The following is a 26268-nucleotide window of genomic DNA, read 5'->3' as shown; positions in this document are numbered from 1 at the left end:
AGTCGCGTTCAGGGCGTTCATGGTTTGGATGGGGTGGTGGACGGTGCGCCCACGATGCGGCTGACGTAGCGCGGCAGGCTCCAGGCGCCACCGGCAAAGCCACGGCACATGCCGTCGCCCGTTGCACCGGTGCGAACGAAGTCGCGGCCGTCGAAGTGCCAGGTCTCGCTCGACCAGCAGTCGCCCACGCCGCGGCCCTTCATGGAGGAAGTGACGCTGGCGTCCTTGTCGTCGAAATCGCCGTTGGCCTCGAGGGCTGCCGGCGCATAGGGCGGCTTGTCGTTGGCGAGCCAGAGCAGGCTCGAATAGTTGTACGCCCCCATGCCGCAGCCCAGGGACAGCAGCAGCTTGCTGTCGGTGAGGCGGTGGACTTGCAGCGACTTGGCGTTGACGTCGTCGCTGTTGTTGCACTGTTCCTTGATGTCGCCGAGCTTCAGCGTCGGGAAGATGCGCGCGGCCAGAGCGTCGTCGCCGGGGCGCGCCTTGGGGGGCCGCACCACGTTCACGACCGGCACCGGCACCGCTGCAAGCACGGACGATTCGGGCTTGCTGCCGCGGCGCACCAGCGCGCCCGGCGTGCCGACGCGGCCCTGGGCCTCGTCCATCTTCAGCAGCACGGCGTTGAGGCCGGCAAGGGACAGTGTCCATTTCCGGTTGCCGCCGGCGGTGAGCGTGGCGTCGTCGCTCTTCAGAAGTTCCGGCAGGACGGTGCGGACCTGGCTGTCGTCGAGGCTGGCAGGACTGCCCTGCAAACCGGACACGGTGGCCTTGCCGACCTTGAAGCGCAACGCGCCCTTGACTTCGTCTTCGCCGCCGGTCTGCAGCTCGATGTCGAGCGTGGTGCCGGGGCCGGCCTTGCGGGTGATGAGCATCGACACCGGCTTTCCCTCACCGCTGTCCGGCTGATAGCCGGCGGCGCGGCAGGTGCGCGTGTTGTCGCAGCCCAGCTCCCAGTCGTTGTGCGAAAAGGAAACGGGCGCCGTGTCGGCGGCGGCTGCAGACAAGGCTGCGAGCGACAAGGCGGCAGCGACGCAGGCGGATCTCATGAGCCCGTCTTGCGGCGCGCGCGGTACTGCTCCAGGAACTTCGCGATGCGGTTGATGGCCTCGCGCAGATCGTCCTCGTGGGGCAGGAACACGATGCGGAAGTGGTCGGGGGTGGCCCAGTTGAAGCCGGTGCCCTGCACCAGCATCACGCGGGTTTCCTTCAGCAGCTCGAGGAAGAACTGGCGATCGTCCTCGATCGGGTAGACCTCGGGGTCGAGCCTGGGAAACATGTAGAGCGCGGCGCTGGGCTTGACGCAGCTCACGCCCGGAATGGCTGTGATGAGTTCGTAGGCCAGGTCGCGCTGGCGGCGCAGGCGCCCGCCGTCGCACACCAGGTCGTTGATGCTCTGGTAGCCGCCCAGCGCTGTCTGGATGGCCCACTGACCCGGCACGTTGGCGCACAGGCGCATGTTCGAGAGCATGTTCAGGCCCTCGATGTAGTCCTGCGCACCGCGCTTGTCGCCCGACACCACGAGCCAGCCGGCGCGGTAGCCGCAGGAACGGTAGCTCTTGGAGAGCGAATTGAAGGTCAGAGTGAGCACGTCGCTCGACAGGCTGGCGATGGCGGTGTGCTTGACGCCGTCGTACAGCACCTTGTCGTAGACCTCGTCGGCGAAGATCACCAAGCCGTGCTCGCGCGCGATGGCCACGATGTTCTTGAGCAGCGCGTCGGAATACAGCGCGCCGGTCGGGTTGTTCGGGTTGATGACCACGATGCCCTTGGTGCGCGGCGTGATCTTGGCCCGGATGTCGTCCAGGTTGGGCATCCAGCCGTTGGCCTCGTCGCACAGGTAGTGCACCGGGGTGCCACCCGACAGGCTCGTGGAAGCCGTCCACAGCGGGTAGTCGGGGGCCGGCAGCAGCAGCTCGTCGCCGTCGTCGAGCAGCGCGTTGGTGGACATGGCGATCAGCTCGCTGGCGCCGTTGCCCAGGTAGATGTCGTCGAGGGTGACCCCCGTGATGCCCTGTTTCTGCGTCTCGTGCATCACCGCCTTGCGCGCGGCGAAGACCCCCTTGCTGTCGGAGTAACCTGCCGAATTCGGCAGGTTGCGGATCATGTCCTGCTGGATTTCCTCGGGGGCATCGAAGCCGAACACGGCCAGATTGCCGATGTTGAGCTTGATGATCTTCTGGCCGTCCTCTTCCATCTGCTTGGCGGCGTCCATGATGGGGCCGCGGATATCGTAGAGAACGTTGGCCAGCTTGGCCGATTTCTTGAGCTGCTTCAAAGGGCCCTCCCGGGCGCGGGTTAACGGGTTGCTTGCTCGGAGTTGCAGTCCCGGCGGGCTGGCTCCGAAAAAAGCCCTTGCGGGCCTCGTGACGCTGGGGAAAACCTATAATTTGACCACAGTTCCCAGTGCACCGATGAAGCTCCAGCCCGACAAATCCGACGCCCAATCCCTCACCGCACACGGCCCCGGCTGGGTGGCCATCAACAATGAAAAAGTCGAGGGCAGCGTGGTGGTCGGCTCGCGCGGCGAACGATTCGAATGGAATTGTTCGAGCTTCGACCAGCTCGGTGCCGAACATTTCGCGCAGCTGGCGTCGCTGGGTGCCGAGTTGATCATCTTCGGCAGCGGAAACCGCATCCGCTTTCCCCAGCCTTCCTGGCTGCAGCCCCTGATGGCGCAACGCACCGGCGTGGAGACCATGGACACCGCGGCAGCCTGCCGAACCTACAACATCCTGGCCGGCGAAGGCAGGCATGTGATTGCCGCTCTGCTCGTCGAGAGTCCGGCCGTTGGCTGAGGCAGGCGTTTTCGGGGTAAAATACTAGGTTGCGAACAGGCCCGCTACCCCAAAGTTAGCAACGACCAATCCTTCATTCTTCGAGCAAGCCCCGTCTGAAAACGGTGCGAGAGGGCTCGGAGAGCTGAATCTAACGGAGAAAACAAGTTTCATGGCGATCGTTGTCAACAAACCCATTCCTGAATTCGACGCCAACGCCACGGGCGGCCTCAAGGTCTCGAATACTTCGCATCTCGGCCACGTGCTGGTCATGTACTTCTACCCGAAAGATAACACTCCGGGTTGCACGACCGAAGCGATGCAATTCCGCGATCGCTACAAGGACTTCGAAAAGGCAGGCGCCACGGTCTTCGGCGTGTCGCGCGACAACATGAAGTCGCACGACGAGTTCAAGGCGAAGCTCGAACTCCCGTTCGAACTCATCGCCGACACCGAAGAAAAAATGTGCCACATGTTCGGCGTGGTCAAGAACAAGATCATGTACGGCAAGAAGGTCAAGGGCATCGAGCGCAGCACCTTCCTGATCGGCGCGGATGGCATCCTGAAGGCCGAATGGCGCGGACTCAAGGTCCCGGGCCATGTGGACGACGTGCTCAAGGCCGTCAAGGCCCTCAAGAAGGCTGCCTGAGCATTGCACCGGGCGCCGGCAGGTTTTGCGCCGCGACGTGGGGAATGCCCCACGCGGCGCGTAAAGAGCCTGCGGCGCGTCATCCGGGGTGTGCATAATGGCTTCATGCCGTTGAGCTCCACGACCGCATCCCCCGAACAAAGCCGCCTTGGCCAACAGGCGGCTTTTTCGTTTTCTGGTTCCCACTTTCTGCGAGCGACCTGACCCATGCCATTGCCTCCCGCCCCCACGAAACGCGCTGCATTGCTCTCGCCGGACGCGATCGACGCGCCCGCACGGCCCTCGCACAGGGGTTCGCGCCGCGCCGGCGATTCGCGCGCCGAAGCCTCCGCGCAGAGCGGACCGCAGCCGCTGGAGCTGTTCGACAACCTCGGCACCGAAGGCGGCGGCAGCAGCGAAACCGCACGCCCTCCCCGTCGCGCCAAATCGAAACCGGTCTCCGCGCCCGTGCCCGTCACCGCGCCGCAGCAGCCGCCCGCCGCCATCCAGGTCGAGACCAAAGTCCCCACGGCGGCGCCCGCGGTCCAAGCGCCCGCCGCGGCACCGCAAGGCCCGGCACGCCCCAAGCGCAGCAAATCCACCGGTCCTGCCAAGCTGTTCGTGCTCGACACCAACGTGCTGCTGCACGACCCGATGTGCCTGTTCCGCTTCGAGGAGCACGACATCTTCCTGCCGATGATCGTGCTGGAAGAGCTCGACGGCCACAAGAAAGGCACCACCGAGGTCGCGCGCAACGGTCGCCAGACCAGCCGCACGCTCGACGCGCTGGCCGGTGCGCAGGACGCGGACATCGACAAGGGCCTGAAGCTCGACACCACCGGCCACCGCGAAGCGGGCGGACGGCTGTTCTTCCAGACCGCCCCGCTCGACTACTCGCTGCCGATCAGCCTGCCCCAGGGCAAGGCCGACAACCAGATCCTCGGCGTGGTGCACGCGCTGCGCGACGAGTACGCCAAGGAACGCCCAGGCAAGCCGAAGCAGGAAGTGGTGCTGGTGTCCAAGGACATCAACATGCGCGTCAAGGCGCGCGCACTGGGCCTGGCCGCCGACGATTACCAGAACGACAAGACGCTGGAAGACGGCGACCTGCTCTACGCCGGTTCGCTCGCCCTGCCGTCCGACTTCTGGACGCGCCAGAGCAAGACGGTCGAAAGCTGGCAGAGCGGCATCAACACGTTCTACCGCATCAGCGGTCCGATCGTGCCCAACCTGTACATCAACCAGTTCGTCTTCTTCGAGGCGCCGGGTGAACCGAGCATGTACGCGCGCGTCACCGAGATCCGCGACAAGACCGCGGTGCTCAAGACGCTCAAGGACTACAGCTCGGCCAAGAACGCGGTGTGGGGCGTGAACACGCGCAACCGCGAGCAGAACTTCGCGATGAACCTGCTCATGGACCCGGACATCGACTTCGTCACGCTCACCGGCACGGCCGGCACCGGCAAGACGCTGATGGCGCTGGCTTCCGGCCTCACGCAGGTGCTGGACGACCGCCGCTACACCGAGATCATCATGACCCGCGCGACCGTGAGCGTGGGCGAGGACATCGGTTTCCTGCCCGGTACCGAAGAAGAAAAGATGGGCCCCTGGATGGGCGCGCTCGACGACAACCTCGAGTTCCTGGCCAAGGGCGACGGCGGCGGTGCCGGCGAATGGGGCCGTGCGGCCACCAACGAGCTGATCCGCAGCCGCATCAAGGTCAAGAGCATGAACTTCATGCGCGGGCGCACCTTCCTGAACAAGTACGTGATCATCGACGAGGCGCAGAACCTGACGCCCAAGCAGATGAAGACGCTGATCACGCGCGCTGGCCCGGGCACCAAGATCATCTGCATGGGCAACCTGGCGCAGATCGACACGCCGTACCTCACGGAAGGTTCCTCGGGCCTGACCTTCGCGGTCGACAAGTTCAAGGGCTGGCCGCACGGCGGGCACATCACGCTGGCGCGCGGCGAACGCTCTCGCCTGGCCGACTTCGCGAGCGACGTGCTCTAAGCCGCTTGCCTCGAGGCCGACAAGGCCCGCGCACGCTCCCCGGAGCGGCGCGGGCTTTTTTTCGTCTGCGGCGACAGGCTACTGACAAGACGTTGTCAGGAGGCGGATCGCACCATGGGGACTCCTTCAACAGACACGAAAGAGAGCCCTTCATGCAACAACAAAACGCCATCAGCTGGTTCGAGATTCCCGTTGCCGACCTCGACCGCGCCCAGGCCTTCTATGAAACCGTGCTGGCCCGCAAGCTGCGTCGCGAAAACATGGGCGGGGACGCGCTGGCTGTGTTTCCCTATGAGAGGCCCGCCACCGGCGGCGCCCTGCAGGCCGGCGCCAGCGCCACCGCACGCGCCGGCAGCAGCATCCGCATCTACCTGGACTGCATGCCCAGCATCGACGCGGTGCTCGCGCGCGTCGAGGCGGCCGGCGGTCACATCGTGGCGCCCAAGTCCGCATTGCCGCCGGGCATGGGCTTCATCGCCCACATGCGCGACACCGAAGGCAACGAAGTCGGCCTGCACGCGCTGGACTGAGCGGCCATGGCGCAACGCAACTGGATCGCCGTGGCCAGCGCCGAGCATGCGCGGCGCGGCCGCGACCACCGCCCGCTGGGCTTCATGCAGGTCGGCCACGGCAAGCAGGCACCGCTCAGGCGGCTTTCAGCGGGCGACCGCGTGGCCTACTATTCGCCGGCCACGGTGTTCAGCGGCACGGACAAGCTGCAGAGCTTCGTGTCGATCGGCATCGTGCAGCCCGGCATGCCGTACGAATTCGACGTGGGCAACGGCTTCGTGCCGTGGCGCCGCGACGTGGCCTATGCGGCGTCGCACGAAGCGCCCATCGCGCCGCTGATCGAACGCCTCGCGTTCATCGAAAACCCGAAGCAATGGGGCTACAAGTTTCGCTTCGGCATGTTCGACATCACCGATGCCGACATGCAACGGATCGCCGAGGCCATGAAGGCCGACCTGAAGATGCTCGCACTGTGAGAAAGAGAAAAGATGGAACCTACCCGCCAACACCACGACGCCTTCCAGGTTGCAGGCATCACGGTGCGCACCACCAACCAAGAGGAAAGCGACCCGGCTACAGCCCGCATCGCGGCGCTGTGGCGGCGCTTCTTCGGCGAGCAGACCTACGCATCGACGCCGCACCGCACCAGTGACACCCGGATCTTCAGCGTCTACTCGGCCTACGAATCGGACGCGCAGGGCGCGTTCGACGTCACGGCGGGCGTCGCTGTTTCAGACGGTGCGAACAGCGTGGCTGTCGAGGCCGGCGACTACCTCGTGTTCACCGGCCAGGGCGAAATGCCGCACATGGTGATCGCCACCTGGCAGCGCATCTGGCACTATTTCGAGACGCACCCGGACGTCGCGCGCAGCTACCGCAGCGACTTCGAAGCCTACGAAGGACCGGACAAGGTCGCGATCCACATCGGAGTTTCATGAGCATCGAGAAGACCGACGGCAATCTGGAATTCACGGGCCCACGCTGATGCGCCGCGCCGATCGCCTCTTCCAGCTCGTGCAGCTCATCCGCGGCCGCCGACTCACGACGGCCGCCTTCCTGGCGCAGCGCCTGGAGGTGTCCGAGCGCACCGTGTACCGCGACGTGGCCGACCTGCAGCACCAGGGTGTGCCGATCGAGGGCGAAGCCGGCGTGGGCTACCGGCTCGGCGCGGGCTTCGAACTGCCGCCGTTGATGTTCACGCAGGACGAGGCCTCGGCGCTCGTGGCCGCGGCGCGGCTTGCACAGAGCTGGGTCGATCCGGCGCTGGCGCGCGACATCGAGAGCGGGCTGGGCAAGATCCTGTCGGTGCTGCCGCCGGCCGCGCGTGTCTCCGCGGAGGCGCTGGCGCTCTACGCGCCAGCCATGGGCCTGGACGACGCCCTGCGTGCGCGGCTTCAGACGCTGCGCGAGGCCGTGCAGTCGCACAACAAGCTGCGGCTGCATTACCGCGATGTGTCGGGCGATGCCAGCGAGCGCACCGTGCGACCGCTCGGCTGCTTCTACTGGGGCAAGGTGTGGACGCTGTCGACCTGGTGCGAATTGCGAAACGACTTTCGCGGCTTTCGCGTGGACCGCATGGATGCGATCGACGTGCTGCCCGAGCGCTTTCGCGACGAACCGGGCAAGACGCTGCCCGACATGCTGCGCCAGTTGAAGGCAGAAACCTCGCAGGGAAAGATCGTGCCGCTCAAACCGCCGGGCGCGCCGCCGTGGTCGGGCAGCAGCGCCGGCTGAGCAAGCTCAGTACTGGTCGTTGTTGCTGTAGCCGACCAGGTTTTCGAACTTGGTGATCGGCTTGAGAAAGGCCAGCTTGATGGTGCCGGTCGGGCCGTTGCGGTGCTTGCTGATGATCACCTCGGCCACGCCCGGCTCCTTCGACTCCTTGTTGTAGTAGTCGTCGCGGTAGATGAACATGATGATGTCCGCGTCCTGCTCGATGGCGCCGGATTCGCGCAGGTCGCTCATCATGGGACGCTTGTCGGTGCGGCTTTCCACGCCGCGGCTGAGCTGCGACAGCGCGATCACCGGGCACTTCAGTTCCTTGGCCAGCATCTTCAGCCCACGCGAGATTTCGCCCACGGCCGTGGCGCGGTTCTCGTCGCCCGAACTGCTGGTCGACATGAGCTGCAGGTAGTCGACCACGATCAGGCCGAGGCGCCCGTACTGGCGCGCAAGCCGGCGCGCGTTGGCGCGCAGCTCGCTGGTCGACAGGCCCGGCGTCTCGTCGATGTGCAGCGACACGGTGCGCAGCTTCTCGATGGCTTCGGTCAGGCGCGGCCACTCTTCGTCGCTGAGCTTGCCGGTGCGCAGGTGGCCCTGGTCGATGCGCCCGATCGAGCCCACGATACGCACCGCGAGCTGCGAGGCGCCCATTTCCATCGAGAACACCGCCACCGGCAGTCCCTCCTCGAGGGCCACGTGCTCGGCGATGTTGATCGCGAGCGAGGTCTTCCCCATCGACGGACGCGCGGCCAGTACGATCATGTCGCCCGGCTGCAGGCCCGAGGTCATCTTGTCGAAGTCGTGAAAGCCGGTGCGAACGCCCGTGATGTCGTTCGGGTTCTCGGCCATTTCCGTGACGCGGTCGAGCAACTCGACCACCAGCGCATCCATGCTCTGGAAGCCCTGCTTCATCCGCGTGCCTTCTTCGCCGATGTTGAAGATCTTCTGCTCGGCTTCGTCCAGGATCTTGTCGACCGCCTTGCCCTGCGGGTTGAACGCGTTGGTGGCGATCTCGTCGGCGGCGGAGACGAGCTTGCGCAGGATAGAACGCTCGCGCACGATCTCCGCATAGCGCCGGATGTTGCTCGCGCTCGGTACGTACTGCGCCAGCGAATTCAGGTAGACCAGCCCGCCGATCTCGTCGGCCTTGCCGATGTTCTGCAACTGCTCGTAGACGGTGATCACGTCGGCCGGCTTGCTGGCATTGATCAGCCCGCCGACGGCGGCGTAGATCAGCTTGTGTTCGTGGCGGTAGAAGTCGCCGTCGACCAGCAGGTCGCCCATGCGGTCCCAGGCGCCGTTGTCGAGCAGCAGGCCACCGAGCACGCTCGATTCGGCCTCGATGGAGTGCGGCGGAATGCGCAGCTTGGCAACTTGGCGATCGGCCGACGGGTCATTGTCGGCATAGGAAAAAACGGCGGACATGGACTTCCCTTGCAACCCTGCATGCTAAGCCGCGCACGCACCCGCGTGTGTGGACAAGGTTGTGAATAAACGGTGATCTTCCGGTGCAATCGACTGGACAACTGCGACGCACAAAAAGAAAAGCCGCCCGAAGGCGGCTTTTGCTGCAGCGCTCAGGCGCTGTGAACGATCAGGCGGTTTCGCCGTAGACCGTCACGTTGATTTCGACCACCACGTCGGTGTGCAGCGAAACGCTCACGGTGCTGTCGCCAACGACCTTGATCGGGCCGTTGGGCAGGCGCACTTGCGCCTTCAGAACCTTGTAGCCTTGCTTGTTCAGCTCTTCGGCGATGTCGCCGTTGGTGACCGAACCGAACAGGCGGCCGTCGACGCCGGCCTTTTGCGTCAGCTTGATGGTCGTGCCACCGAGCTTTTCGCCTTGGGCTTGCGACTCGGCCAGCTTGGCGGCCGCAGCCTTTTCGAGTTCGGCGCGCTTGGCTTCGAATTCGGCCTTGTTGGAGGCGGTCGCGCGGCGGGCCAGGCCCGTCGGGATCAGGAAGTTGCGTGCGTAGCCGTCCTTGACCTTGACGATATCGCCCAGGGCACCGACGTTGACAACCTTGTCAAGAAGAATGATTTGCATGGTCTCGACTCCTTAGACGCGGTGCTGGTCGCTGTACGGCACCATGGCCAGGAAGCGCGCGCGCTTGATGGCGGTGTTCAGCTGGCGTTGGTAGATCGCGCGGGTGCCGGTCAGGCGTGCGGGAATGATCTTGCCGTTTTCGCTGATGAAGTCACGCAGCGTGTCGATGTCCTTGTAGTCGATTTCTTCGACGCCAGCGACGGTGAAGCGGCAGAAGCGCTTGCGCTTGAACAGCAGCGACTGGGTGTTGCGCTTGGGGCGCTTGTCTTTGTTGAATTTCTTGAACGTGGCCATGATGGACCTCTCGAAAAATTAATCTTGCTGGAAGTCCTGCACATGCAGGACCGGATGCTTGCCGTTGCCCGGTGTCGCGAGAAACCCCTGAAAACGCCAGAGACTTCCCATCGACTGCCTTGCGAGCCGTTCGGCGATGGCGCCGAAGGCAACGGCCTTGAGGGCCGCCTTCACCTGCCTGGGCTTTCCTGCCTCCTGGAGCGTCGACTCGTGTTCGAGCTTCAGGTCGATGGCGGGCAAGCCGGCTGGGGTGTATCGCAGGACTCCGATTTCGGCAACCGAGGCGGTCAGCAACAGCTGATTGACCCCCGTTGCCGCAGCGGCGGCACTCACACCATCAGTTGTTGTTGGCGGCGTATTCGGCCTGCTGAGCCTTGCGGGCTTCTTCGCGCTCGACCGTCTTCATCATCGACGAAGGACCGGTGTCGGCCTTCTTCTTCTGAACGGTGAGGTGACGCAGCACGGCGTCGTTGAACTTGAACGCGTGTTCGAGTTCACCCATCACGGTTTGCTCAGCTTCGATGTTGACGCACAGGTAGTGGGCCTTGTTGAGCTTGTTGATCTGGTAAGCCAGCTGACGACGGCCCCAGTCTTCGACGCGGTGGATCTTGCCGCCGCCGGCCGTGATCAGGCCCTTGTAGCGCTCCAGCATTGCCGGAACTTGTTCGCTCTGATCCGGGTGGATCAGCAAAATGATTTCGTAGTGACGCATGGCACTCCTTGTGGATTCTTCCGAAGAAGAGAAAAAAGCCACCCGCAGCGTCTGGCGCAGTGTGGCAAGGGAAAGCCCACGATTATAGCCCTGAATCCGGCCTACCGGCAAGGTGCTCAGTCGTTGAGCGCCTTGTCAAGCGCGGCGGCCTTCTCGGGACCGACGGCCGCTCGGATCTTCGGTGCCAGCGCGACCAGGTCCTCGTAGCTCCCGGTGCCCTCGACCTGCAGGTTCAGCCGGAAGCCCATCAGGCCCAGGCTCCCGGTGAGCTGCGTGGCGATGGGATAGGCGTCCTTGTAGCGCTGCTGGTTGCTTCGCCCGGTGCTGGCGGGCACCGTCGCTGGCGCGGCCACGGGACTCGCCGGGTAGATCGCGGCATCGGACGGCCCCGAGGCAACCCCGCCCACTGGCGCGAGCACGCCGAGTTCGACCATCCGATCGATGTCCTCGCGCGAGATGCCCATGCCGGCGGCCAACACGTCGTCGAGGGAGCGCTTGCCGTCGAAAAGAATGAATGCCGAGCGCTGGCGCGGCGACAACGGGACCGAGCGGTCCTTCAGGGCCTGGTGGCCGGCGGGCGTCTTGACAAGAATCATGGTGGTCTTCCCTTCCGGGATGCGCCCGTGAGTCTCACCAGTCTGGCATCAATTACGCATTTTGTTTCAAAAATGCCCGCCGACAGCGGGAATCCCCCGATGGGGATTTCCGCCATCAGTGGCTTCAGCGCTTGGCGAGCTGCTGCCAGGTGTCGATCACGCTGTCGGGGTTCAGCGAGATCGATTCGATGCCCTCATCGGCCAGCCACAGCGCGAAGTCGGGGTGGTCGCTGGGGCCCTGGCCGCAGATGCCGACGTACTTGCCCTGCGCCTTGCAGGCCTTGATGGCTTGGCTCAGCAGCGCTTTCACCGCCGGATCGCGCTCGTCGAAGTCGGCCGCCAGCAACTCGAGGCCGGAGTCGCGGTCCAGGCCCAGCGTGAGCTGGGTCAGGTCGTTCGAACCGATCGAGAAGCCGTCGAAGAACTGCAGGAACTCGTCGGCCAGGATGGCGTTGCTCGGCACCTCGCACATCATGATCAGCTTGAGCTCGTTCTCGCCGCGCTTCAAGCCATGCTCACCCAGCAGCGTGGTCACGCGCTCGGCCTGGCCCAGGGTGCGCACGAAGGGCACCATGATCTGCACGTTGACCAGGCCCATGTCGTTGCGCACGCGCTTCAAGGCTTCGCACTCCATGGCGAAGGCCTCGCCGAAGTCGGCGCTCAGGTAGCGCGCGGCACCGCGAAAGCCCAGCATCGGGTTTTCTTCTTCGGGCTCGTAGCGGCTGCCGCCGATGAGCTTGCGGTACTCGTTCGACTTGAAGTCCGACAGACGCACGATGACCGGCTTGGGCCAGAACGCGGCGGCAATGGTCGCAATGCCTTCGGCCACCTTGTCGACGTAGAACGCACGCGGCGAGGCATGGCCGCGGGCCACCGATTCCACGGCCTTCTTCAGGTCGTTGTCGACGTTCGGGTAGTCGAGGATCGCCTTCGGGTGCACGCCGATGTTGTTGTTGATGATGAACTCCAGGCGGGCCAGGCCCACGCCATGGTTCGGCAGCTGCGCGAAGTCGAAGGCGAGCTGCGGATTGCCCACGTTCATCATGATCTTCAGATCCACCTCGGGCATGACGCCGCGCTGCACTTCGGTCACTTCGGTTTCGAGGAGACCGTCGTAGATGAAGCCGGTGTCGCCTTCGGCGCAGCTCACGGTGACCAGCGTGCCTTCCTTCAGCAGGTCGGTTGCATCGCCGCAGCCGACCACGGCCGGAATGCCGAGCTCGCGCGCAATGATGGCCGCGTGGCAGGTGCGACCGCCGCGGTTGGTGACGATGGCGGCGGCGCGCTTCATCACCGGTTCCCAGTTGGGGTCGGTCATGTCGGTGACGAGCACGTCGCCAGCCTGCACCTTGTCCATTTCGCTGATGCTGTGCACCAGGCGGACCGGGCCGGTGCCGATCTTCTGGCCGATGGCGCGGCCTTCGGCCAGCACGGTGCCCTTGCCCAGCAGCTTGTAGCGCTGCTCGGCCTTGCCCTGCTGCTGGCTCTTCACCGTTTCGGGGCGCGCCTGCAGGATGTAGAGCAAGCCGTCGGTACCGTCCTTGCCCCACTCGATGTCCATCGCGCGGCCGTAGTGCTCCTCGATCACCAGCGCGTACCTGGCCAGTTGCTCCACGTCGGCGTCGCTCAGCGAGTAGCGGTTGCGCTGCTCGGCCTTGACGTCGGTGGTCTTCACCAGCTTGCCGCTGGCCTTCTTCTCTTCGGGCGTGGCGAACTCCATCTGAATCAGCTTGGAGCCCAGGTTGCGGCGGATCACGGCGCGCTTGCCTGCGCGCAGCGTTGGCTTGTGCACGTAGAACTCGTCGGGGTTCACGGCGCCCTGCACCACGGTCTCGCCCAGGCCGTAGCTCGACGTGATGAACACCACCTGGTCGAAGCCCGATTCGGTGTCGATGGTGAACATGACACCGGCAGCGCCGAGGTCGGAGCGCACCATGCGCTGCACGCCGGCCGACAGCGCGACCACGTCATGCTCGAAGCCCTTGTGCACGCGGTAGCTGATGGCACGGTCGTTGTAGAGGGAGGCGAACACCTCCTTCATCTTGTGCAGCACGTCCTCGATGCCGACCACGTTCAGGAAGGTCTCCTGCTGGCCCGCGAACGAAGCGTCGGGCAGGTCTTCGGCCGTGGCGGAAGAACGCACGGCGAACGACGCCTCGGGGTTGCCCGCGCTCAGCGTGGCATAGGCATCGCCGATGGCTTTTTGCAGGTCTTCGGGGAAGGGCTGGTTTTCGACCATGGCGCGAATCTCGGCGCCGGCCGTGGCCAGCGCGCGCACGTCTTCGGTGTCGAGCGCGGCCAGGCGCTTGCTGATCTTGTCGGCCAGGCCGTCGTGGGCCAGGAACTGGCGAAATGCATGGGCCGTGGTCGCGAAACCGGTGGGCACGCGCACGCCCTGCGGCAGCTGCGAAATCATTTCGCCGAGGCTGGCGTTCTTGCCGCCAACCGCCTCGACGTCGGTCATTCTCAGGTTTTCAAACGGTACGACCAGGGCGGTCGCGTCGAAAAGTGCAGACATGGGGAAGCTCCAGAAGTTGAAACCGGTGCCGCATGCAGACGGCGCGGCACGATCGTTGTCGTTGCTTTGGGTGCCGGCGCGGTGTGCATGGAAAGAAATGGGGGGATTGGGAAAGCGGACTCCCGATAATGGCCCGGATTGTAGGCGTGGCAAGGTCGCGCGCGCCGCAGGACAAGGCCGCAAGAGCAACACCATGCATACACGCACTGTTTTCTTCATTTCCGACGGCACCGGCATCACGGCCGAGACTTTCGGCAACGCCGTGCTCGCCCAGTTCGAGATGAAGCCGCGCCACGTGCGCCTGCCCTTCACCGACACGGTCGACAAGGCCCACCAGGCCGTGCGCCACATCAACCACACGGCCGAACTCGAGGGCGTGCGCCCCATCGTTTTCACCACGCTGGCCAACATGGACGTGCTGGAAGTGATCGAGACCGGCTGCAAGGGCATGCTGCTGGACATGTTCGGCACCTTCGTGCGGCCGCTGGAAATCGAGCTGGCCATGAAGTCGAACCACCGCATCGGCCGCTTCAGCGACGTCAGCAAGAGCAAGGAATACAACGACCGCATCGCCGCGATCGACTTCAGCCTGCAGCACGACGACGGCCAGAGCAACCGCGACCTGGAAGGCGCCGACGTCATTCTTGTGGGCGTGAGCCGCAGCGGCAAGACGCCGACCTCGCTCTACCTGGCCATGCAGCACGGACTGAAGGCGGCCAACTACCCGCTGATTCCGGAAGACTTCGACCGCCGCCAGCTGCCGCCGGCCCTCATCCCGCACCGCAAGAAGATGTTCGGCCTGACCATCCAGCCCGAGCGGCTCAGCGAGATCCGCAACGAGCGCCGCCCCAACTCGCGCTACGCCAGCCTGGAGAACTGCCGCCACGAGGTGAGCGAGGCCGAGGCGATGATGCGGCGCGGCGGCATCCGCTGGCTGTCGACCACCACCAAGTCGATCGAGGAAATTGCGACGACGATCCTGCAGGAGCTGCGGCCAGAGCGGCTCAACTACTGAGATTGATATCTTTTGGATAGCACACTACGCACGGCGGACGTGCGTAGTGGCAGCAAATCATCCAAAAAGATACTGGACGGTGCCGTCCGCGCTCATGACGGGCTGGCAAGGCGTGCCCCAGACTGATTCGATCAGCGCCGGCTGCAGCACCTCGGCCGTCGGCCCCTGTATCAGCCCCGAACCGCCACCCAGCACCACCACCTCGTGCGCATAGCGGCGCGCCAGGTTCAGGTCGTGCAGCACCGCCACCACGCCCACGCCGCGCGCGGCCCAGGCGCGCAGCAGGCGCATGGCCGAGTGCTGGTGCGCAAGGTCGAGCGCCGCGGTCGGCTCGTCGAGCAGCAGCCAGCGGCTCGCGCCGTCGGGCCGCGAATGCCACAGCTGGGCCAGCGCGCGCGCCATGTGGGCCCGCGCCTTCTCGCCGCCCGACAGGGTGTTGAGGACGCGCGGCGCCAGCGCCGCCACGTCGGTCAGCGCCATGGCCTCTTCGACGATCGCGTCTTCGTCGCGCCCGGGCGCGCGGCGGTGCGGGTAGCGCCCGATCGCGACGATCTCCTGCGCCGTGAAGTCGAACGCGACCGCGCTTTCCTGCGGCATCAGCGCCCGGCGCAGCGCCAGTGCCGGCATGCCGTACGCCGCCAGCGGGCGCCCGTCGAGCGTCACGCTGCCCTGCGTCGCCACGCGCTGGCCGGCCAGCACCGACAGCAGCGTCGACTTGCCCGCGCCGTTCGGACCGAGGATGGCCGTCACCCGGCCGGGCGCCAGGTGCACGGAAGCGCCGGCCAGCAGGACCTTCTCGTCGATGCGGACTTCGACGTCGGCGCACGCCAGCGCCATCGGGTCGCGTGGGGCGCCGGTCATATGCGCCCCTTGAAGCGACGCAGCATCCACAGGAACACCGGCACGCCGATGAACGCGGTGAGCACGCCCAGCGGCAGTTCGGCCGGCGCCATGGCCGTGCGCGCCACAGTGTCTGCCGCCAGCACCAGCGCGGCGCCCAGCAGGGCCGAGGCCGGCAGCACCACGCGGTGATCGGGCCCCGCCACCATGCGCACCCAGTGCGGCGCAATCAGGCCGATGAAGCCGATGATGCCGGTCGTCGCCGTCACCGCCCCCACGGCCACGGCCGTGACGACGATGGCACGCCGCTTGACCCGCTCGACGTCGACGCCCAGCAGCGCCGCCTGCGCCTCGCCCAGCGCGATGGCGTTCAGCGGCGCGGCCAGGGAGCGCGCCGCCAGGCACGCCAGCAGCACCGCTGCGGCCACCAGCAGCACCGCGCTCCAGCGCGCCCCGCCCAGGCTGCCCAGCAGCCAGAACTGCAGGCTGCGCAGCTGTTCGTCGGTGGCCATCACGCTCAAGAAGCCCAGCCCTGCGCCCGCCAGCGCATTGACCGCGATGCCGGCCAGCAGCATCAGCGCCATGCGCGTGCCGCCGTCGCTGCGCGACAGGCCGTAGATCAGCAAGGTCACCGACAGCCCACCGCCGAAGGCCATCAGCACCAGCGTCCAGCTGCCCAGTGTGCGCGGCAGCGCCGGCCAGAGCCACGCGCCCAGGACGATCGTCACGCCCGCGGCCAGCGCCGCCCCGCTGCTGATGCCCACCAGCCCCGGGTCGGCCAGCGGGTTGCGAAACAGCCCCTGCATCAGCGTGCCCGCCATGCCGAGCCCCGCACCCGCCGCCACGCCGAGCACCAGCCGAGGCAGGCGGATGTTGAGGAACACCAGGTGCTCGGGCGACTTGTCGGCGCCCTGCCCCAGCGTCGTCAGCACGTGCCACAGCTGCGGCAGGCTGATGGCATACGCGCCCGACACCGCGCCCAGCAACAGCGCTGCGGAAAGCAGCAACGCACTGCCGCCCAGCACGGCGCGTGCGGAAAACCGCTGGCTCATGCCACGGCTGCCAGGAACTTGTCGTGCAGCTCGGCAATGGACGCCGGCGTGCGCGGGCCGAAGCCCAGCAACAGCAAGGCGTCCTGCGTGATCAGGCTGCGCCTCTTGAAGGCCGGCGTGAGCGCGAGCTCGGGCCGCTGCCAGAACTTGTCCACGCCGCCATGCGCATCGATGCTCTGCGTGCTCGTGAGGATCACGTCGGGTGCGGCGCTGGCCATGGCCTCGGCCGTCATCGGCCGGTAGCCCTGGAAGCCGCCAAGCGCATTCACGCCGCCCGCGAAGCCGATCACCGCATGCGCGGCGGTCTTCTCGCCGGAGACCTGCGGGCTGGCGCTGTGCGACAGCACGAACAGCACGCGCGGCTTGCGGCCCTTCGAGGCCGCCACGCGCTGCTGCACCTGGCTCCATTCGGCATCGAGCCTGGCCTGCAGTTCGCGCGCCTGCGGCTCGCGCGCAGCGGCGCGGCCCACGGCCTGCACCTTGCGCTGCACCTCGGCCCAGCTGTGGTCGGCCTCGATGATCTCGACCTTCACGCCCGCGCTGCGAACCTGGTCGAGCACCACGGCCGGGCCCGACTCGTGGGTGGCGATGACCGCGTCGGGCTTGAGCGACAGCAGGCCCTCGGCCGACAGCTGGCGCATGTAGCCCACCTTGGGCGTGGCACGCGCGGCGGCCGGGTAGAGGCTGGTGGTGTCGGTGCCGACCAACTGCCCTTCGGCGCCCAGCAGGTACACCACCTCGGTGATCGCGCCGCTGACGGTCACGAGCCTGGGCAGCTTCGGCTGCTGCGCGAACAGCGACAGCGCGGCGGTGCCGAGCGACGAGGCGCCCAGCAGGCGCAGCAGGTCGCGGCGTTGCGGACAACGAATGTTCATGGCGTGCAGGTCGCTCATGGGACCTGCGCCGCGGGTTGCAGGCGCGGCAGCATCCTCACGATGCGGCGCCATTCCTCGCGCTCGGGCATGCCGGGCTTGCGCGCGCCGAAGAACATCGCCATCAGTTCGCCGGTCGGGTCGAAGGCCTCGACCGAAGTGACGACGCCGTAGCTGGTCGGTTTTTGCACGATCCACACGCTGGCGATGCGGTCTTCGCGCATGTGCAGGTTGAAGCCCGGGTCGAGCACGTTGAGCCAGCGCATCGGCGGCGCGCCCTCGCCGTGGCCCTTCATTTCCATCGGCTCGATGCGCACCACCGGGCCCGAGTGAATCTGGATGCAGCCCGGACTGGCGACGAACACCATGATCGGCGTGCCGTCGAACGAGGCCTCCTGCAGCAGCCCGCCGATGGCGCCCGGCTCGGCGCGCTGCGTGAACTCGCCTTCGGTCAGGCGAAAGCTCTGCTGGCGCTCCACGCCGAACTTGTTCAGCAGGCCGAAGAAGTCGTGCGTGTCCTTCATGCCGCGCCAAGCTGCGGCGAGGCCCGCGGTGTCGATGGCGCTGTCCTCGCGCGGCGCGGCCTTGGCTTCGGCGGCCGCGAACAGCACGGGCTCGTCCGGCGCGGTGTGGCTGTCGACGACCGACTGGAACGCGTCACGGTCGGTGGCGTCGCGCACGAAAATCTTGTGCACGGCCACGCCCTGCGCATCGAAGAACTGCAGGCTCAGCGAAGGCGGCACGCCCGGGTTGGCCGCCGCCTCGCTCACCGCGAAGCCGGCGTGCCAGCGGCTGAAGAACAGCCGCAGGTCGATGGCCTCGCCCAGCGCGATGCCCATCGCTTCGCTGCCCGACACCTTCTCGTAGACGCCGGTCTTCTCGTGCACCGTGGTCTCGTTGCGCGTGAGCGCGAGCACCGGGCCGCAAAGTTCGAGCGCCTGCAGCAGTTCGACCCACGGGCCGCGCAGCCGCGTGGCGCGCAGGGGCTGGTCGTGCATGCCGGTGTGCGCGGCCGCGGCCGCGCCTTCGGACAAGCCCATGGCCGCGGCGGCGTCCTTGTGGCGCATGCCCTTGGCACGCAAGGCCGCAAAACTTTCTCGGATGTCGGGTGGGTTCATCGGTTTTCCTTTGGTGTGGGCAGGGCGGTGGGTGGCAATCAGAAGTCCGCCACCAGCGACACGTTGAAGCTGCGGCCCGGCTGGGTGTAGGCGTCGCGGATCGTCGAGCTCTGCGTCAGGCCGCGCACGTCGCTCCACATCCAGTAGCGCTTGTTGGTGAGGTTGGTGACCGACGCATTCAGGCGCAGGTCCTTGCGGATGCGCCACTGCGCGCTGATGTCGAAGGTGGTGGCCGCGGGCGTTTGAAACTGCGTGCCGGTCGTGACTTCGGCGGCGTCGATGTCCGACCACTTCTTGCGCGCGTGGTTCACGGCATCCAGGCGCACGCTCCACACCGGCGCCTGGTACTTGATGCCCACGCTGGCCTTGCTCGGGTCGATCGAGTTGAGCGGCCGGTTGTTGGTGCGGTCGCGCCCGCGCGTCTGGCCGTAGGCGAAGGGCACGGTGAAGCCGTTGCTGTTGTCGGTGAAGTCCAGTTCGCCCTTGAACTCGAAGCCGCTGATGCGCGCGCGCCCGATGTTCACCGACTGGAAGGTCGCCGGGTTGGTGCGCGAGCCGAACACGCCGCCCACCTGGCGGTCGTTCTCGATCAAGTCCTTGTACTCGCCGGTGAATACGGCCACGTCGTAACGCAGCACGCCGGTGCGCCCGCGCGTGCCGACCTCGATGTTCTGGCTCTTCTCAGGCTTCAGGTTCGGGTTGGGAATCGTCTTGTAGCCCGAGATCACGTTCTCGAAGAAGTTGTTCACCTGGAACGCGTTGGGCGCCTTGAAGCCCGAGGCGTAGTTGCCGTACAGGCTCCACTGCGGCGTGGCGCGAAACAGCACGCCCAGCTTGGGCGACACGGCCGAACCCGAGAGCGACACCGCCTGCGCACCGAAGCCGGCCTGCTTCGCGTCGAGCGAGAAGCGGTCGAAGCGGATGCCCGGGGTGATGCTCCAGCGGTCGTGCATGAACTCGTCCTGCACGTAGAAGGCGGACGAACTCTCGCGCGTGTCGGGAAAGCGCTTGAGCGGATAGCTCTCGCCGGCCGGCGGCACCAGGCCGGTCTGCAGGTTCTCGACGTTGGTGCGCGTGTAGTCGAAGCCGTAGGTGATCTTTTGTGCCCAGTCACCCATGCGCACCGTCTTGTAAGCCTGCAGGCCGAACTGCCAGGTGCTCTCGTCGTAGGTCACGTCGCGCGTGCGGTCGGCGGCGGTGTAGCGGTCTTCGTAGATGAACTCGCGCGACTTGGCCTTCTGGTAGCTCACCACGGCGAGCAGGCTGTCGGCCATCACCGAGTTCACGCGCAGCCGGCCGTCGTAGGTGAAGCGGTCGCGTTGCAGGTCGGTCTTGGCGTTCAGGCCGACGACCGAGGTGGAGGCATACGGCGGCTTGGCCACACCCGACAGCAGGTCGTAGCGGCTGGTCTTGTCGACATGCTCGAAGGTGAAGCCGTGGCGCTGGTCGGCGTTGGGCGTGAGGATCACCTTGGCCAGCAGCGCCTTGTTGCGGTCGCGCTCGGGGTTGGGCGTGGTGCGGTCGACGTTGGCGGCGTTGTTGCCGCCCATGTTTTCCAGCTCACTGGAGCGGCCGATGTTGGCCGAGATGAGCCACTGCAGCGTGTCGTTGGCCTTGCCCGCGAGCGTGGCGCCGCCCCGGGTGCCGTTGTCGTCGCCGCTGTAGCCGAGGGTGGCGCTGCCGCCGAAACTCTTGCCGTCCTTCAGGTACGACGCCGGGTCGCGCGTGATGAAGTTCACCAGGCCCGCAAGGCCGTCGGAGCCGTACAGCGCGGAGGCCGGGCCCTTGATGATCTCGATGCGCTCCACGAGGCTGATGTCGAAGTAGTCGCGCCCGAACGCGTTGGCGCTGAACACGTAGCTGCGCGGCGTGCGAATGCCGTCGGTCAGCATCAGCACGCGGTTGCCTTCCAGCCCGCGGATGTTGAAGCCCGCATTGCCGTCGCGCCCCGTGCTGCCTTGCGCCAGGCCGAAGCGCGCCGGGGCGCGCTTGACCGACACGTTGGGCAGATCGCGCACGGCGTCGCGGATGTCGGTGATCTGCCTGGACTCGATGTCGTCGCGGCCGACGACTTCGGTGCTCACCGGCAGGTCGTCCCTGGCCTGCTCCGAGCGTGAACCACTCACCACCACTTCGTTGAGCGCGGCCACGCGCTGGGCCCACGCGGGTGCCGCGAGACCGAGCCCGGAGGCGATCAGGCAGGGCAACAGCGCAAGGCGAGGGGAAGAACGGCGGTTGGATTTTGCGGCCACGAAAAAAGGTCCAGAAAACAGTTGAAGAACTGCTTGCTGGACCTTCACGCGCAGGCGGTTGCGCGGGGTGACCTGGCTGGCAAAGAGGGCCCCGACGCTGCAGGACCCGAGCCTTTTATTGTATGAGAATAATTCTCATCTACACAACTTAAGGCTTACTTATGCTGGGGCCGATGTGCGAATCAGATGGTCGAACGCACCGAGCGCCGCCTTGGCGCCGTCGCCGGCCGCGATGATGATCTGCTTGAAGGGCACGGTGGTCGCGTCGCCCGCCGCGAACACGCCGGGCACCGAGGTCTGGCCGCGTGCGTCGACGATGATTTCGCCGTGCTTCGAGAGCTCGACCACGCCCTTGAGCCAGTCGGTGTTGGGCACCAGGCCGATCTGGATGAACACGCCTTCGAGCGCCACCGTCTTCAGTTCACCCGACGCACGGTCCTTGTAGACCAGGCCGTTGACCTTCTGGTCGCCGGTGATTTCGGTGGTCTGCGCGTTGGTGAAGATGTCGACGTTCTTCAGGCTCTTGAGCTTGCGCTGCAGCACGGCGTCGGCGCGCAGTTGCGTGTCGAACTCGATCAGCGTGACATGGCCCACGATGCCGGCCAAATCGATGGCCGCTTCGACGCCCGAGTTGCCGCCGCCGACCACCGCCACGCGCTTGCCCTTGAACAGCGGGCCGTCGCAGTGCGGGCAGTAAGCCACGCCCTTGTTCTTGAACTCGTGCTCGCCGGGCACGTTGATGTTGCGCCAGCGCGCGCCGGTCGAGATGATGACCGTCTTGCTCTTGAGCGAGGCGCCGCTTTCGAGCTGCACTTCGATCAGGTCCTTGCCCTGCACCAGCGCCTTGGCGCGCTGCAGATTCATGATGTCGACGTCGTAGTCGCGCACATGCTCTTCGAGCGCGTGGGCGAACTTCGGCCCTTCGGTTTCCTTGATCGAGATGAAGTTCTCGATGCCCAGGGTGTCCAGCACCTGGCCGCCGAAGCGCTCCGAGGCCACGCCGGTGCGGATGCCCTTGCGGGCCGCGTACACCGCGGCCGCCGCGCCTGCGGGACCGCCGCCGACGATCAGCACGTCGAACGGGTCCTTGGCGGCGATCTTTTTCGCTTCGCGTTCCACACCGCTGGTGTCGATCTTGGCGAGGATTTCTTCCAGGCTCATGCGGCCCTGGCCGAACTCCGTGCCGTTCAGGAACACGGTCGGCACGGCCATGATCTGGCGTTCCTTCACTTCGTCCTGGAAGGTGCCGCCTTCGATCATGGTGGCGCGGATGCGCGGGTTCTGCACCGCCATCAGGTTCAGCGCCTGAACCACGTCGGGGCAGTTGTGGCAGGTGAGCGAGACGTAGATCTCGAACTCGAAGTCGCCGTCGAGCGCCTTGATCTGGTCGAGCACGGCCTGCTCGACCTTGGGGGGGTAGCCACCGATCTGCAGCAACGCAAGGATCAGCGACGTGAATTCATGGCCCATCGGCAGGCCGGCAAAACGCGGCCCGTGGTTTTCGCTCGGGCGGTTGACCGAGAACGAGGGCTTGCGGTGGTTGTCGTCGCGGCTTTCGGTCAGCTTGACCAAAGGGGACGAATCGGCGACGTCCTTCAGCAGCGACAACACTTCGCCCGAGGCCTTGCTGTCGTCGAGGGAGGCGACGATTTCGATCGGCTGCGTGGCGCGTTCGAGGTAACTCTTCAATTGGGCTTTGGTGCTTGCGTCGAGCATGACGGACTCTCTTTCGATAACTGAAAACTATCAACTGGGGACAAAAAAGCCCGGGGCCTTGTGAGCGCCGGGCTTTCGCGCGAGGCGCTTAGATCTTGCCGACGAGGTCGAACGACGGTGCGATGGTCTTGTCGCCGTCATTCCACTTGGCCGGGCAGACTTCGTTCGGGTGGGCGGCGGTGTAGACGGCTGCCTTGAGCTTGCGCAGGGTTTCCTTGACGTCGCGGGCGATTTCGTTGGAGTGCACTTCGGCGGTCTTGATGATGCCGTCGGGGTTGATCACGAAGGTGCCGCGCAGTGCCAGGCCTTCTTCGGGGATGTGCACGCCGAAGGCGTTGGTCAGCGTGTGGGTCGGGTCGCCCACCAGCGGGAACTTGGCCTTGCCGACGGCCGGCGAGGTGTCGTGCCAGACCTTGTGCGAGAAGTGCGTGTCAGTGGTCACGATGTAGACCTCTGCACCCAGCTTCTGGAACTCGGGGTAGTTGTCGGCCGCGTCCTCGACTTCGGTCGGGCAGTTGAAAGTGAAGGCCGCCGGCATGAAGATCAGCACGGACCACTTGCCCTTGAGCGTCTCGTTGGACACGTCGATGAACTTGCCGTTGAGGTAGGCCTGGGTCTTGAAGGGCTGGACTTGGGTGTTGATCAGGGACATGGTGATTCCTTGGATGCTGCGAGTGGACAAAAATAAGTGCGAGCCATGAGTATAGCTACCAAATAAGACAAACCAATAGCAATGAACTATCAATTGCATCGGTGCGAGCTATGAAAAACAAAGGCGCCGCTGCCTTCGCTTCCTGCTCGAATACGAACGTGTATCACCCTCGTACGCATGCAGACCGACTGCGCAGGGGAATGCTTGCGCGGGCCCTGCGAGGACCCGGACAATCCTGTCTTTCAGAACAAGGAAAACGATCATGAAGGGCGACCCCAAGGTCATCGAACATCTGCAGGCGCAGCTCAAGAACGAGCTGACGGCCATCAACCAGTACTTCCTCCACTACCGCATGCTCAAGCATTGGGGTCTGGACAAGCTGGCGAAGAAGGAATACGAAGAATCGATCGGCGAAATGAAGCACGCCGACAAGCTGATGGACCGCATCTTCATGCTCGACGGCCTGCCGAACCTGCAGGACCTCGGCAAGCTGAACATCGGGGAAGACGTGCCCGAACTGCTGCGTTGCGACCTCGGCGCCGAAACCGGCGCGCAGGCCACCATCAAGGACGGCATCCAGCACTGCGAACTGGTGCGTGACTATGTCTCGCGCGACCTGCTGCAAGAAATTCTGGACGACACCGAAGAGCACATCGACTTCCTGGAAACGCAAATCGACCTGGTCGACCGCGTCGGCCTTCAGAACTACCTGCAATCGCAGATGGGCGAGCTCGAATAAGCAAGGCTTCACCAGCCAGTGCAACGGGACTTCGGTCCCGTTTTTTTATTGCTTTACGTAACTTAACGCTCCCCGAATAACAGTCATTCTCATTCGCACGGATAAAATCCGCGCCTTCGATGACTGCCACCCGACCCGACAACCGCCGCCGCTCCTACTGGCTCAAGACCCTGCACGAATGGCATTGGGTCAGCTCGGCGATCTGCCTGATCGGCATGATCCTGTTCAGCGTGACGGGCTTCACCCTCAACCATGCCGGACAGATCGAGGCCAAGCCCGCCATCACGAAGCTGAGCGGCACGATCGACGAACCGCTGCGCGCAGCACTCGAAAAGCTGCTGCCCGCCGCCAAGGCCCAGAAGGGCAAGGCCCCGCTGCCCTCCGAGCTCCAGGCATGGGTTCAAAGGCACTGGGACATCGGCACCGCCGGGCGTGAGGCCGAGTGGTCGGACGACGAAATCTATCTCTCGCTCCCCCGCCCCGGCGGCGATGCCTGGCTCCGGCTGAGCCTGGCCGACGGCGAGATCGAATACGAGCGCACCGACCGCGGCTGGCTCTCCTACTTCAACGACCTGCACAAGGGCCGCAACACCGGCACCGCGTGGAGCTGGTTCATCGACATCTTCGCGGGCGCCGCGCTGGTCTTCTCGATCACCGGGCTGTTCATTCTCAAGATGCACGCGGGCAACCGCCCGCTCACCTGGCCGATGGTGGGCATGGGCCTCGTCATTCCGGTGCTGCTCGCGCTGCTGTTCATTCATTGATTCATCGATCCAGGAAAGAGGTTTCCCGTGCACGTTCGCTATCCCCTCGCGCCGCTGGCCATGTCGGCGCTGTTCGCAGCGCCGGCCTTCGCGGCCGGCCTGGCCGTCAACATCGAGATTCCGCGGCTGAACGCGTCCGAGTACCACCGCCCCTACGTGGCGACCTGGATCGAGCGCGCCGACAACACGGTCGCCGGCACGCTGGCCGTGTGGTACGACGTGCGCACCAAGACCAACAACCCCGAGGGCGAAGGCACGAAGTGGTTGAAGGACATGCGCCAGTGGTGGCGCCGCGGCGGGCGTGAGCTCGCGGTGCCGGTCGACGGTGTCACGGGCGCCACCAAGCCCGCAGGCAAGCACCAGCTGAGCTTCACCGAAGGCACGGCGCCGATGCCCAGGCTCGCGCCCGGCGCCTACAAGCTGGTGGTGGAAGCCGCGCGCGAAGTCGGCGGCCGCGAAGTCGTGAGCATTCCCTTCCAGTGGCCGCCGACCGCCGCTGCGCAACCGACCGCGACCGGCAAGGAAGAGCTCGGCGAGATCAAGCTCGAACTCAAGCCCTGATCGCCCTCCCGCCGAACGCCCCTTACCGCCCGCTGCTGCCTGCTACATCAAGGACCTCTCTCATGAACCACTTTCCCCTGCGCGCCACCGCCCTCGCCATCGCCCTGTCGGCCGCCTCGCTGGCGCAGGCGCACAACGCCTGGCTGCTGCCGTCTTCCACGGTCTTCTCCAAGGCCGACACCGTGAGCGTCGATGCCGCAATCTCCAACGACCTGTTCGTCGCCAACCACGCGGCCATGCGGCTCGACGGCCTGCAGATCACCGCGCCCGACGGCAGCACCGTCAAGCCCGAGACCGAAGCCAAGCTCAAGCAGCGCAGCGTGTTCGACGTGAGCGTCGCGCAACCCGGCACCTACCGCATCGCGGTGATCAACGCCGGCGCGTTCGCGAGCTGGAAGGACAAGGCCACCGGCCAGACCAAGCGCGCGCGCGGCACGGCCGACACCATTGCCAAGGAGGTTCCGGCCGACGCGCAGGACGTGACGATCAGCCAGTCGTCCGGCCGTGTCGAGACCTTCGTCACGGTCGGCAAGCCGTCGGCGCTCAAGCCCACCGGCCAGGGTCTGGAACTGATCGCCGCCGGCAGCCCTACCGACCTGGTCAAGGGCGAGAAAGCCACCTTCACTTTGAACCTCGACGGCCAGCCCGCCAAGGACCTCGAAGTGACCGTGACGGCAGGCAACACGCAATACCGCGACAAGCTCGAAGAGGTCAAGGTCAAGACCGACGACAAGGGCCAGTTCAGCGTGACCTGGCCGGCTGCCGGCATGTACTGGCTCGACGCCAGCACCAAGGACACCAAGACCACGGTGCCGCAAGCCAAGGAGCGCCGCCTGAGCTACGCGGCCACCCTTGAAGTGATGCCCTGAG

28 protein-coding genes are annotated in these 26268 nt (G+C 65.7%); 12 read left to right on the top strand and 16 right to left on the bottom strand.

Annotated elements, in window-relative coordinates:
* Window positions 1-17 precede the first annotated feature (17 nt).
* Together ACSFA5_RS08585 and ACSFA5_RS08580 are read right to left on the bottom strand one after the other, a co-directional pair.
* Entirely contained in the window at window positions 18-1046 is a 1029-nt protein-coding gene (locus ACSFA5_RS08585; protein ID WP_435443590.1) for a DUF1176 domain-containing protein, read from the bottom strand.
* On the bottom strand, window positions 1043-2275 hold the full coding sequence (locus ACSFA5_RS08580) for a pyridoxal phosphate-dependent aminotransferase (RefSeq protein WP_435443589.1): 1233 nt from the start codon (window positions 2273-2275) through the stop codon (window positions 1043-1045). Before ACSFA5_RS08580 ends, ACSFA5_RS08585 begins: the two co-directional genes overlap by 4 nt.
* Before the next feature lie 136 nt (window positions 2276-2411).
* On the opposite strand from ACSFA5_RS08580, the gene ACSFA5_RS08575 reads away from it, so the two are divergent.
* From ACSFA5_RS08575 to ACSFA5_RS08545, 7 genes are all read left to right on the top strand, one after another.
* Entirely contained in the window at window positions 2412-2795 is a 384-nt protein-coding gene (locus ACSFA5_RS08575) for an Mth938-like domain-containing protein (RefSeq protein WP_435444083.1), read from the top strand.
* Between the two features lie 151 nt (window positions 2796-2946).
* Window positions 2947-3423, top strand: a complete 477-nt coding sequence (locus tag ACSFA5_RS08570; protein WP_007830801.1) for a peroxiredoxin — start codon at window positions 2947-2949, stop codon at window positions 3421-3423.
* Window positions 3424-3630: 207 nt separating this feature from the next.
* The gene (locus ACSFA5_RS08565) at window positions 3631-5418 is read left to right on the top strand and encodes a PhoH family protein (protein WP_435443588.1); all 1788 of its coding nucleotides are present in this window, start codon (window positions 3631-3633) and stop codon (window positions 5416-5418) included.
* A 152-nt stretch (window positions 5419-5570) separates the two neighbouring features.
* Window positions 5571-5948, top strand: coding sequence for a VOC family protein (locus tag ACSFA5_RS08560; protein ID WP_435443587.1), 378 nt, complete (start codon window positions 5571-5573; stop codon window positions 5946-5948).
* A 6-nt stretch (window positions 5949-5954) separates the two neighbouring features.
* Entirely contained in the window at window positions 5955-6404 is a 450-nt protein-coding gene (locus ACSFA5_RS08555) for an EVE domain-containing protein (protein WP_435443586.1), read from the top strand.
* A 12-nt stretch (window positions 6405-6416) separates the two neighbouring features.
* Window positions 6417-6866, top strand: a complete 450-nt coding sequence (locus tag ACSFA5_RS08550; RefSeq protein WP_435443585.1) for a GyrI-like domain-containing protein — start codon at window positions 6417-6419, stop codon at window positions 6864-6866.
* Between the two features lie 46 nt (window positions 6867-6912).
* A complete protein-coding gene (locus ACSFA5_RS08545) occupies window positions 6913-7662 on the top strand; it encodes a helix-turn-helix transcriptional regulator (RefSeq protein ID WP_435443584.1) in 750 nt (249 codons plus the stop codon).
* Window positions 7663-7668: 6 nt separating this feature from the next.
* Here the strand turns inward: ACSFA5_RS08545 and dnaB are convergent, their stop codons facing one another.
* The 7 genes from dnaB to ppsA form a co-directional block, all read right to left on the bottom strand.
* The gene (dnaB, locus tag ACSFA5_RS08540; RefSeq protein ID WP_435443583.1) at window positions 7669-9075 is read right to left on the bottom strand and encodes a replicative DNA helicase; all 1407 of its coding nucleotides are present in this window, start codon (window positions 9073-9075) and stop codon (window positions 7669-7671) included.
* Window positions 9076-9244: 169 nt separating this feature from the next.
* On the bottom strand, window positions 9245-9697 hold the full coding sequence (gene rplI, locus ACSFA5_RS08535) for a 50S ribosomal protein L9 (protein WP_435443582.1): 453 nt from the start codon (window positions 9695-9697) through the stop codon (window positions 9245-9247).
* 12 nt (window positions 9698-9709) lie between these two features.
* On the bottom strand, window positions 9710-9991 hold the full coding sequence (rpsR, locus tag ACSFA5_RS08530; RefSeq protein WP_007830781.1) for a 30S ribosomal protein S18: 282 nt from the start codon (window positions 9989-9991) through the stop codon (window positions 9710-9712).
* An 18-nt stretch (window positions 9992-10009) separates the two neighbouring features.
* The gene (priB, locus tag ACSFA5_RS08525) at window positions 10010-10324 is read right to left on the bottom strand and encodes a primosomal replication protein N (protein WP_435443581.1); all 315 of its coding nucleotides are present in this window, start codon (window positions 10322-10324) and stop codon (window positions 10010-10012) included.
* Window positions 10325-10328: 4 nt separating this feature from the next.
* Window positions 10329-10703 carry a 30S ribosomal protein S6 gene (rpsF, locus tag ACSFA5_RS08520; RefSeq protein WP_124458694.1) on the bottom strand — a complete coding sequence of 125 codons (375 nt, stop codon included), beginning with the start codon at window positions 10701-10703 and terminating at the stop codon, window positions 10329-10331.
* Between the two features lie 116 nt (window positions 10704-10819).
* Entirely contained in the window at window positions 10820-11299 is a 480-nt protein-coding gene (locus ACSFA5_RS08515) for a hypothetical protein (protein ID WP_435443580.1), read from the bottom strand.
* A 124-nt stretch (window positions 11300-11423) separates the two neighbouring features.
* Complete coding sequence (gene ppsA / locus ACSFA5_RS08510) at window positions 11424-13817, bottom strand: phosphoenolpyruvate synthase (RefSeq protein ID WP_435443579.1); 2394 nt, start codon at window positions 13815-13817, stop codon at window positions 11424-11426.
* A gap of 193 nt (window positions 13818-14010) precedes the next feature.
* Here ppsA and ppsR point away from each other — a divergent pair, with 193 nt between their 5' ends.
* Window positions 14011-14832, top strand: a complete 822-nt coding sequence (ppsR, locus tag ACSFA5_RS08505; protein WP_435443578.1) for a posphoenolpyruvate synthetase regulatory kinase/phosphorylase PpsR — start codon at window positions 14011-14013, stop codon at window positions 14830-14832.
* A 57-nt stretch (window positions 14833-14889) separates the two neighbouring features.
* Here the strand turns inward: ppsR and ACSFA5_RS08500 are convergent, their stop codons facing one another.
* From ACSFA5_RS08500 to ahpC, 7 genes are all read right to left on the bottom strand, one after another.
* Window positions 14890-15693: a heme ABC transporter ATP-binding protein gene (locus ACSFA5_RS08500; RefSeq protein WP_435443577.1), complete on the bottom strand. Its 804-nt coding sequence runs from the start codon at window positions 15691-15693 to the stop codon at window positions 14890-14892.
* Window positions 15690-16724, bottom strand: coding sequence for a FecCD family ABC transporter permease (locus ACSFA5_RS08495; protein ID WP_435443576.1), 1035 nt, complete (start codon window positions 16722-16724; stop codon window positions 15690-15692). Before ACSFA5_RS08495 ends, ACSFA5_RS08500 begins: the two co-directional genes overlap by 4 nt.
* Window positions 16721-17617, bottom strand: coding sequence for a heme/hemin ABC transporter substrate-binding protein (locus tag ACSFA5_RS08490; RefSeq protein ID WP_435443575.1), 897 nt, complete (start codon window positions 17615-17617; stop codon window positions 16721-16723). The genes ACSFA5_RS08495 and ACSFA5_RS08490 overlap by 4 nt, the downstream gene beginning before the upstream one ends.
* Entirely contained in the window at window positions 17614-18714 is a 1101-nt protein-coding gene (locus tag ACSFA5_RS08485; RefSeq protein WP_435443574.1) for a hemin-degrading factor, read from the bottom strand. Before ACSFA5_RS08485 ends, ACSFA5_RS08490 begins: the two co-directional genes overlap by 4 nt.
* A 38-nt stretch (window positions 18715-18752) precedes the next feature.
* On the bottom strand, window positions 18753-20966 hold the full coding sequence (locus ACSFA5_RS08480; protein ID WP_435443573.1) for a TonB-dependent hemoglobin/transferrin/lactoferrin family receptor: 2214 nt from the start codon (window positions 20964-20966) through the stop codon (window positions 18753-18755).
* 159 nt (window positions 20967-21125) lie between these two features.
* Window positions 21126-22682, bottom strand: coding sequence for an alkyl hydroperoxide reductase subunit F (gene ahpF / locus ACSFA5_RS08475; protein ID WP_435435627.1), 1557 nt, complete (start codon window positions 22680-22682; stop codon window positions 21126-21128).
* An 88-nt stretch (window positions 22683-22770) separates the two neighbouring features.
* Complete coding sequence (ahpC, locus tag ACSFA5_RS08470; protein WP_435443572.1) at window positions 22771-23334, bottom strand: alkyl hydroperoxide reductase subunit C; 564 nt, start codon at window positions 23332-23334, stop codon at window positions 22771-22773.
* 262 nt (window positions 23335-23596) lie between these two features.
* Here ahpC and bfr point away from each other — a divergent pair, with 262 nt between their 5' ends.
* The 4 genes from bfr (at window position 23597) to ACSFA5_RS08450 (ending at window position 26267) form a co-directional block, all read left to right on the top strand.
* Entirely contained in the window at window positions 23597-24073 is a 477-nt protein-coding gene (gene bfr, locus ACSFA5_RS08465; RefSeq protein ID WP_435435626.1) for a bacterioferritin, read from the top strand.
* A 119-nt stretch (window positions 24074-24192) separates the two neighbouring features.
* Window positions 24193-24837, top strand: a complete 645-nt coding sequence (locus tag ACSFA5_RS08460; protein ID WP_435443571.1) for a PepSY-associated TM helix domain-containing protein — start codon at window positions 24193-24195, stop codon at window positions 24835-24837.
* A gap of 60 nt (window positions 24838-24897) precedes the next feature.
* Window positions 24898-25398 carry a DUF2271 domain-containing protein gene (locus ACSFA5_RS08455; RefSeq protein WP_435444082.1) on the top strand — a complete coding sequence of 167 codons (501 nt, stop codon included), beginning with the start codon at window positions 24898-24900 and terminating at the stop codon, window positions 25396-25398.
* Window positions 25399-25460: 62 nt separating this feature from the next.
* Entirely contained in the window at window positions 25461-26267 is an 807-nt protein-coding gene (locus tag ACSFA5_RS08450) for a DUF4198 domain-containing protein (protein ID WP_435443570.1), read from the top strand.
* Window position 26268 lies beyond the last annotated feature (1 nt).

It is taken from the genome of Variovorax monticola (assembly GCF_051216855.1).
Classification (GTDB): domain Bacteria; phylum Pseudomonadota; class Gammaproteobacteria; order Burkholderiales; family Burkholderiaceae_C; genus Variovorax.
This window is presented reverse-complemented; position numbering and strand designations above follow the sequence as displayed.

Bases quoted from the DNA above. Each gene is read 5' to 3' on its own strand.
- ACSFA5_RS08585 (WP_435443590.1), bottom strand. From the start codon at position 1,046: ATGAGATCCGCCTGCGTCGCTGCCGCCTTGTCGCTCGCAGCCTTGTCT.
- ACSFA5_RS08575 (WP_435444083.1), top strand. From the start codon at position 2,412: ATGAAGCTCCAGCCCGACAAATCCGACGCCCAATCCCTCACCGCACAC.
- ACSFA5_RS08570 (WP_007830801.1), top strand. From the start codon at position 2,947: ATGGCGATCGTTGTCAACAAACCCATTCCTGAATTCGACGCCAACGCC.
- ACSFA5_RS08565 (WP_435443588.1), top strand. From the start codon at position 3,631: ATGCCATTGCCTCCCGCCCCCACGAAACGCGCTGCATTGCTCTCGCCG.
- ACSFA5_RS08560 (WP_435443587.1), top strand. From the start codon at position 5,571: ATGCAACAACAAAACGCCATCAGCTGGTTCGAGATTCCCGTTGCCGAC.
- ACSFA5_RS08555 (WP_435443586.1), top strand. From the start codon at position 5,955: ATGGCGCAACGCAACTGGATCGCCGTGGCCAGCGCCGAGCATGCGCGG.
- ACSFA5_RS08550 (WP_435443585.1), top strand. From the start codon at position 6,417: ATGGAACCTACCCGCCAACACCACGACGCCTTCCAGGTTGCAGGCATC.
- ACSFA5_RS08545 (WP_435443584.1), top strand. From the start codon at position 6,913: ATGCGCCGCGCCGATCGCCTCTTCCAGCTCGTGCAGCTCATCCGCGGC.
- dnaB (WP_435443583.1), bottom strand. From the start codon at position 9,075: ATGTCCGCCGTTTTTTCCTATGCCGACAATGACCCGTCGGCCGATCGC.
- rplI (WP_435443582.1), bottom strand. From the start codon at position 9,697: ATGCAAATCATTCTTCTTGACAAGGTTGTCAACGTCGGTGCCCTGGGC.
- rpsR (WP_007830781.1), bottom strand. From the start codon at position 9,991: ATGGCCACGTTCAAGAAATTCAACAAAGACAAGCGCCCCAAGCGCAAC.
- rpsF (WP_124458694.1), bottom strand. From the start codon at position 10,703: ATGCGTCACTACGAAATCATTTTGCTGATCCACCCGGATCAGAGCGAA.
- ACSFA5_RS08515 (WP_435443580.1), bottom strand. From the start codon at position 11,299: ATGATTCTTGTCAAGACGCCCGCCGGCCACCAGGCCCTGAAGGACCGC.
- ppsA (WP_435443579.1), bottom strand. From the start codon at position 13,817: ATGTCTGCACTTTTCGACGCGACCGCCCTGGTCGTACCGTTTGAAAAC.
- ppsR (WP_435443578.1), top strand. From the start codon at position 14,011: ATGCATACACGCACTGTTTTCTTCATTTCCGACGGCACCGGCATCACG.
- ACSFA5_RS08500 (WP_435443577.1), bottom strand. From the start codon at position 15,693: ATGACCGGCGCCCCACGCGACCCGATGGCGCTGGCGTGCGCCGACGTC.
- ACSFA5_RS08495 (WP_435443576.1), bottom strand. From the start codon at position 16,724: ATGAGCCAGCGGTTTTCCGCACGCGCCGTGCTGGGCGGCAGTGCGTTG.
- ACSFA5_RS08490 (WP_435443575.1), bottom strand. From the start codon at position 17,617: ATGAGCGACCTGCACGCCATGAACATTCGTTGTCCGCAACGCCGCGAC.
- ACSFA5_RS08485 (WP_435443574.1), bottom strand. From the start codon at position 18,714: ATGAACCCACCCGACATCCGAGAAAGTTTTGCGGCCTTGCGTGCCAAG.
- ahpF (WP_435435627.1), bottom strand. From the start codon at position 22,682: ATGCTCGACGCAAGCACCAAAGCCCAATTGAAGAGTTACCTCGAACGC.
- ahpC (WP_435443572.1), bottom strand. From the start codon at position 23,334: ATGTCCCTGATCAACACCCAAGTCCAGCCCTTCAAGACCCAGGCCTAC.
- bfr (WP_435435626.1), top strand. From the start codon at position 23,597: ATGAAGGGCGACCCCAAGGTCATCGAACATCTGCAGGCGCAGCTCAAG.
- ACSFA5_RS08460 (WP_435443571.1), top strand. From the start codon at position 24,193: ATGACTGCCACCCGACCCGACAACCGCCGCCGCTCCTACTGGCTCAAG.
- ACSFA5_RS08455 (WP_435444082.1), top strand. From the start codon at position 24,898: ATGTCGGCGCTGTTCGCAGCGCCGGCCTTCGCGGCCGGCCTGGCCGTC.
- ACSFA5_RS08450 (WP_435443570.1), top strand. From the start codon at position 25,461: ATGAACCACTTTCCCCTGCGCGCCACCGCCCTCGCCATCGCCCTGTCG.